The sequence below is a fragment of the Ensifer sp. SSB1 genome, from assembly GCF_016652895.1.
GTDB lineage: Bacteria > Pseudomonadota > Alphaproteobacteria > Rhizobiales > Rhizobiaceae > Ensifer.
This window is the reverse complement of record NZ_JAEPRP010000286.1, coordinates 1-5,444: the sequence shown is the minus strand read 5'-3', so window position 1 is coordinate 5,444 and position 5,444 is coordinate 1. Positions and strand designations below refer to the sequence as shown.

Here is a 5,444-nt window from a genome sequence, read left to right as displayed (position 1 = left end):
AAACACCTCCGGAGCGCATCCGGAGGTGTTTTGGGTTTATCGCCTTGAATTTGCCAAAAGAACTGACACATCGGGAGATGTGAGGCCGAGGGCCACTGAAGACAACAATGGCCGCAGCACTCAACAAACAGGGCGGCAGGACGGAGCGTCATGAAACGACCACTTGCGGCCACCGGATGGATTTTGCTGACGACGACCATCCTTCTGTTCGCCCTCGTTCCGCTCGACCCCTTCCTGTCGCAAAAGGCGCAGGGCTTGCCGGCAGGCATTGTCGACTTCAACAAAAAGATCACCGACTTCGGCCGCTTCGGCTGGATGATCTACCTCTCCGCCATCGTCCTGGCCGCCGCTTTCGTCCTGCGCCGCGCCGCCACCCAAGGGCCCTTTCAGCGCAAGGCAAGCACCGCCCGTGATCTTGCGGCTTATTTCCTGCTGACGATCGGCAGCGCCAGCGCACTGGTCCATACGCTGAAGTTTCTCATTGGGCGTGCCCGGCCCGAGCTTTTCGCCGAACTCGGCGCCTATAGCCTGACGCCGTTTGCCACCACCGATCTCTACGAAAGCTTCCCCTCCGGCCATTCGACGGCAGCCGGCGCCTTCTTCGGCGTCTTTGCCATGTTGTTGCCGAACCTCCGACCGCTCTTTCTGGTCCTCGCGCTGACCATCGGCGTTTCCCGTGTCGTCGTTGGCGCGCATTATCCGAGCGACGTCGCGGCGGGACTGCTGCTTGGTCTCTGGACGTCAGTGATGATGGCGTTTCTGTTTGCCAGGTTCGGTCGGCTGTTTCGCCTGGGTGAGGGCGGATGGCCGCTCGTGGGACGCAGCGACCCGAGCCCATAAAAAAGCCGGCGCGGAGGCCGCGCCGGAGTCAGGAGAGCCGTGATAGCTCGGGGAAGATCTGGAGCAGTCCCGGCATTGCCGCCGGAACTGCAGCATTTCAAGCCTAGTCCATCGCGTGGATGTCGCGGTCCTTCGTTTCCGGCAGGAACAGCAGGCCGATGACCAGCGTGATGCCTGCGAAGACGATCGGGTACCAGAGACCGTAGTAGATATCGCCCTGGGCAGCACTCATCGCGAAGGCCGTTGCCGGAAGCAGGCCGCCGAACCAGCCGTTGCCGATGTGGTAGGGCAGCGACATGCCGGTGTAGCGGATGCGGGTCGGGAAGAGTTCGACCAGCAGCGCGGCGATCGGGCCGTAGACCATCGTCACATAGATGACGAGCACTGTCAGAACGGCGATGATCGTCGTCCAGTTGACGCTGGCGGGATCGGCCACCATTGCATAGGTGCCGCCGCCGGCAATCGTATAGACGGCCATTTCGGTGGCAGCGCCGACTTCATCCTTGGTCAGCAGCTTGTCGGCGACCAGCTTGTCGGCCGGAACCATGGTCTTTTCGCCACCGCGAACAGCGGCCGCATCGAGCGACAGTTCCGGATTGGCGGCAACAAAGCCGTCAAGCTTGGATTCCGGAACCTTGGCGGCACCACGTACCAGCGGGTAGCCGGCATTGTGGAGGGCCATGTTGACCTGCTTTTCGAAGGCACCGTTGGCAGCCTTGGCACCATCGCCTGCAGCGACCGCGTCGTAGCTGTTGATCGTGGTTTCGCCAACCTTGACCGTCGCGGCCGTACCGGCAGCCGCCGTCGTCACGACATCATAGGGTACCGAGTTCTTGGTCAGGAATGCGGTTGCGATATCGCACGAGGTGGTGAACTTCGCCGTGCCCGTAGGGTTGAACTGGAATTTGCAATCGCCGGGGGCCGCGGTCACCGTCGCGCGGACGGTTGCCTGTGCTTGAGCGAGCGCCGGGTTACCGGCCCAGGTCAGTGCCTTGAACAGCGGGAAGTAGGTGAGCATCGCAAGCAGCAGGCCGGCCATGATGATCGGCTTGCGGCCGATCTTGTCGGAGAGCCAGCCGAAAAGCACGAAGAAGCCCGTGCCGATCAACAGCGAAACGGCAACCATGATGTTGGCCGACTGCCCGTCCACCTTGAGCACGCCGGTCAGGAAGAACAGCGCGTAGAACTGGCCGGAATACCAGACGACGGCCTGGCCGACGACGGCGCCGAACAGCGCCAGCAGCGCGATCTTAGCGTTCTTCCACTGGCCGAAAGCTTCCGACAGCGGCGCCTTGGAAGTCTTGCCCTCTTCCTTCATCTTCTTGAAGGCCGGCGACTCGTTCATCTTCAGACGAATCCAGACCGAGATGCCGAGAAGCACGCACGACAGCAGGAACGGGATGCGCCAGCCCCAGGCGGCAAAGGCTTCCTTGCCGAGGGCGAACTGCACGAGCAGGATCACCACCAGCGACAGGAACAGGCCGAGCGTCGCCGTGGTCTGGATCCAGGAGGTAAAGTAGCCACGCCGCCCGTTTGGCGCGTGCTCGGCCACGTAGGTCGCGGCACCGCCATATTCCCCACCGAGCGCCAGGCCCTGCAGCATGCGCAGAACGATGAGCAGGATCGGTGCAGCGATGCCGATCGAGGCGGCGCCGGGCAGGATGCCGACCAGGAAGGTCGACAGACCCATGATCAGGATCGTCACGAGGAAGGTGTATTTGCGGCCGACGAGGTCACCCAGGCGACCGAAGACCAGGGCGCCGAACGGGCGAACCAGGAAGCCCGCAGCAAAGGCCAGAAGCGCGAAGATGTTACGCGTCGTTTCCGGGTAGGAGCTGAAGAAGGTCGCGCCGATATAGACGGCGAGCGAACCGTAGAGATAGAAGTCGTACCATTCGAACACGGTACCAAGCGACGAGGCGAAGATGACCTTCTTCTCCTCGCCGGTCATCGGACGCGTTTTTGCGTCGTCCGCTGTCGCGACATTTGCCATTTTGTTTATCCTCCACTCCAAAACAGCTTGTTGGAGCGCCCATTGGCTGGTCCGGCATTCCTCCCTAGAACGTCCGGACGTGGTGCGCCTGGTGAAGAGGATGTCAGAAAACCACCGGCGCAGGCAGAGATGCTTTCGGCTTATGACTTTCGTCTAATGCGGCGATCGACCGCGGCAACGTCCGGGAACGCGTTGCCGGACCGCGATGTCTTGACTCTTCCTCAAAACCGCGTAAGAGCAGCGACGAACGAGGAAATCACCACCATGCGACCGATCGGTCCAGCCATCGCTGCTTTGATCCTGCCGGCTCTTGCCGCGGGGCAGGATGTCGATTTTTCGTTCGCTTGCAAAACAACGGCCAAAACGACGACGAAAACCGTCTGACGTCTCTGGCCCTCCGCTCTCTCCCCGGTTTGGCCGGGGACAGGAACCCTCGCGGCAGTTCGCGCGGTTTCCCCCTCACCCGACGAGGAGAGACAGAAAAGAGAGCTTAGATCATGGGTTTCAAGATTGCAGTCGCAGGCGCCACCGGCAATGTCGGCCGGGAGATGCTGAACATCCTTTCCGAACGCGGCTTTCCCGCGGATGAAGTTGTCGCGCTTGCTTCGGCCCGCTCCCAGGGCACGGAAGTTTCCTTCGGCGACAAGACCCTCAAGGTCAAGAACCTCGAAAACTACGATTTCTCCGACACCGATATCTGCCTGATGTCGGCTGGTGGCGCCGTTTCGCTCAAGTATTCGCCGAAGATCGGCCAGCAGGGCTGCGTCGTCATCGACAACTCTTCGGCCTGGCGTTACGACGCCGAAGTGCCGCTGATCGTGCCGGAAGTGAACCCGGACGCGATCACGCAGTTCACCAAGAAGAACATCATCGCCAACCCGAATTGCTCGACCGCCCAGCTCGTCGTCGCGCTGAAGCCGCTGCACGACCATGCCAAGATCAAGCGCGTCGTCGTCTCGACCTACCAGTCGGTTTCGGGCGCCGGCAAGGACGGCATGGACGAGCTGTTCAATCAGACCCGTGCGGTCTTCGTTGCCGATCCGATCGAATCGAAGAAGTTCACCAAGCGCATCGCCTTCAACGTCATCCCGCACATCGACGTGTTCATGGAAGACGGCTACACCAAGGAAGAGTGGAAGGTGCTGGCCGAAACCAAGAAGATGCTCGATCCGAAGATCAAGGTGACCTGCACCGCCGTGCGCGTCCCTGTTTTCATCGGCCACTCGGAATCGGTCAACATCGAGTTCGAAAACGAGATCACGGCCGACCAGGCGCGCGACATCCTGCGCGAGGCGCCGGGTTGCCTTGTCGTCGACAAGCACGAGAACGGTGGCTACGTCACGCCTTACGAAAGTGCCGGCGAAGACGCGACCTACATCTCGCGTATCCGTGAAGACGCGACCGTTGAAAACGGCCTCAACATCTGGGTCGTTTCCGACAACCTGCGCAAGGGTGCAGCACTGAACGCGATCCAGATCGCCGAGCTCCTTGTCAACCGCGGCCTCATCAAGCCGCGCAAGCAGGCAGCCTGAAAGAAACGGTAGAGCAGTTCATCCCGCCGAGCCCATTCGGGCTTGGCGGGTTTCCTGTTTCACGATCGCGGGTCATTTCGCCCGGCTTCACGTGAAACCACGAAAAAGTTACCGCCGCTTCCGGCAGGTGACACGGCCGGCGAAGGCTGGCATTTTTGAAAGCGATGAGATTCGGGCTATGACGGGGTATTTCATGCACAGGGCAAAGTGCGTAGCGGTGGGGCTTGCTGCCCTGGTTTCGACTGCAGTTTTTCCGGCGGTGGCATCCGCCGCCCAATGCGGCAATGACGGCAGCGGCTTTTCCGCCTGGGTACAGAACTTCAAGCAGGAGGCCTCCGGCAACGGCATCAGCCCTCAGGTGCTCGATCGTGCCCTGTCCGGCGTCTCCTACAACAAGGCGACGATCCGCGCCGACCGCGGCCAGAAGAGCTTCAAGCTCTCGCTTGACCAGTTCATGCAGAAGCGCGGCGGGCAGGTGATCATTTCGCGTGGCAAGAAGATGAAACAGCAGAATGCTGCGCTCTTCACCAGCATCGAACGCCGTTTCGGCGTGCCGGCCGGCCCGCTGATCGCCATCTGGGGCATGGAAACCGGTTTTGGCGGCTTCATGGGCAAGGAGCATACGCTCTCGGCCGTTTCGACGCTCGCCTATGACTGCCGCCGTTCGGACTACTTCACCGACCAGCTCTATGCCGCCCTGCAGCTCGTGCAGCGCGGCGACCTGAGCCCGGATGCGCGCGGTGCTGCCCATGGCGAGATCGGCCAGACACAGTTCCTGCCGGCCAACGTGTTGAAATTCGGCGTCGACGGCGACGGCAACGGCCATATCGACATGGTTCGCTCCAAGGCCGATGCACTGGCCTCGACCGCCAACTTCCTGCGCGGCCACGGCTGGCAGCCTGGCGCCGGCTATCAGCCCGGCCAGGCGAATTTCGTTGCGATCCAGGGCTGGAACGCGGCAACCGTCTACCAGCAGGCGATCGCCATCATCGGCGCCGAGATCGACGGCCTCTGATCGTCACCAGTTTGCGCATCCCTTGGGATGCGCTAAACGTTTCGAAAGAATGCAAAGCCCGGTT

The 5,444-nt window shown here is 61.5% G+C and carries 5 protein-coding genes; 4 read left to right on the top strand and 1 reads right to left on the bottom strand.

The window, feature by feature from the left end; translation table 11 throughout:
- The first annotated feature begins 150 nt into the window (after positions 1-150).
- On the top strand, positions 151-840 hold the full coding sequence (locus I8N66_RS35800) for a phosphatase PAP2 family protein (RefSeq protein ID WP_113541266.1): 690 nt from the start codon (positions 151-153) through the stop codon (positions 838-840).
- Between the two features lie 103 nt (positions 841-943).
- Here I8N66_RS35800 and I8N66_RS35795 read toward each other — a convergent pair whose 3' ends face one another.
- The gene (locus I8N66_RS35795) at positions 944-2,833 is read right to left on the bottom strand and encodes an MFS transporter (protein ID WP_291164824.1); all 1,890 of its coding nucleotides are present in this window, start codon (positions 2,831-2,833) and stop codon (positions 944-946) included.
- Positions 2,834-2,875: 42 nt separating this feature from the next.
- Between I8N66_RS35795 and I8N66_RS35790 the strand changes: the two genes are divergently transcribed.
- The 3 genes from I8N66_RS35790 (at position 2,876) to I8N66_RS35780 (ending at position 5,380) form a co-directional block, all read left to right on the top strand.
- A complete protein-coding gene (locus tag I8N66_RS35790; RefSeq protein ID WP_291164821.1) occupies positions 2,876-3,217 on the top strand; it encodes a hypothetical protein in 342 nt (113 codons plus the stop codon).
- A gap of 113 nt (positions 3,218-3,330) precedes the next feature.
- Positions 3,331-4,365 carry an aspartate-semialdehyde dehydrogenase gene (locus I8N66_RS35785; RefSeq protein ID WP_113541269.1) on the top strand — a complete coding sequence of 345 codons (1,035 nt, stop codon included), beginning with the start codon at positions 3,331-3,333 and terminating at the stop codon, positions 4,363-4,365.
- Between the two features lie 193 nt (positions 4,366-4,558).
- A complete protein-coding gene (locus I8N66_RS35780) occupies positions 4,559-5,380 on the top strand; it encodes a lytic transglycosylase domain-containing protein (protein ID WP_113541307.1) in 822 nt (273 codons plus the stop codon).
- The last annotated feature ends 64 nt before the right edge of the window (positions 5,381-5,444 follow it).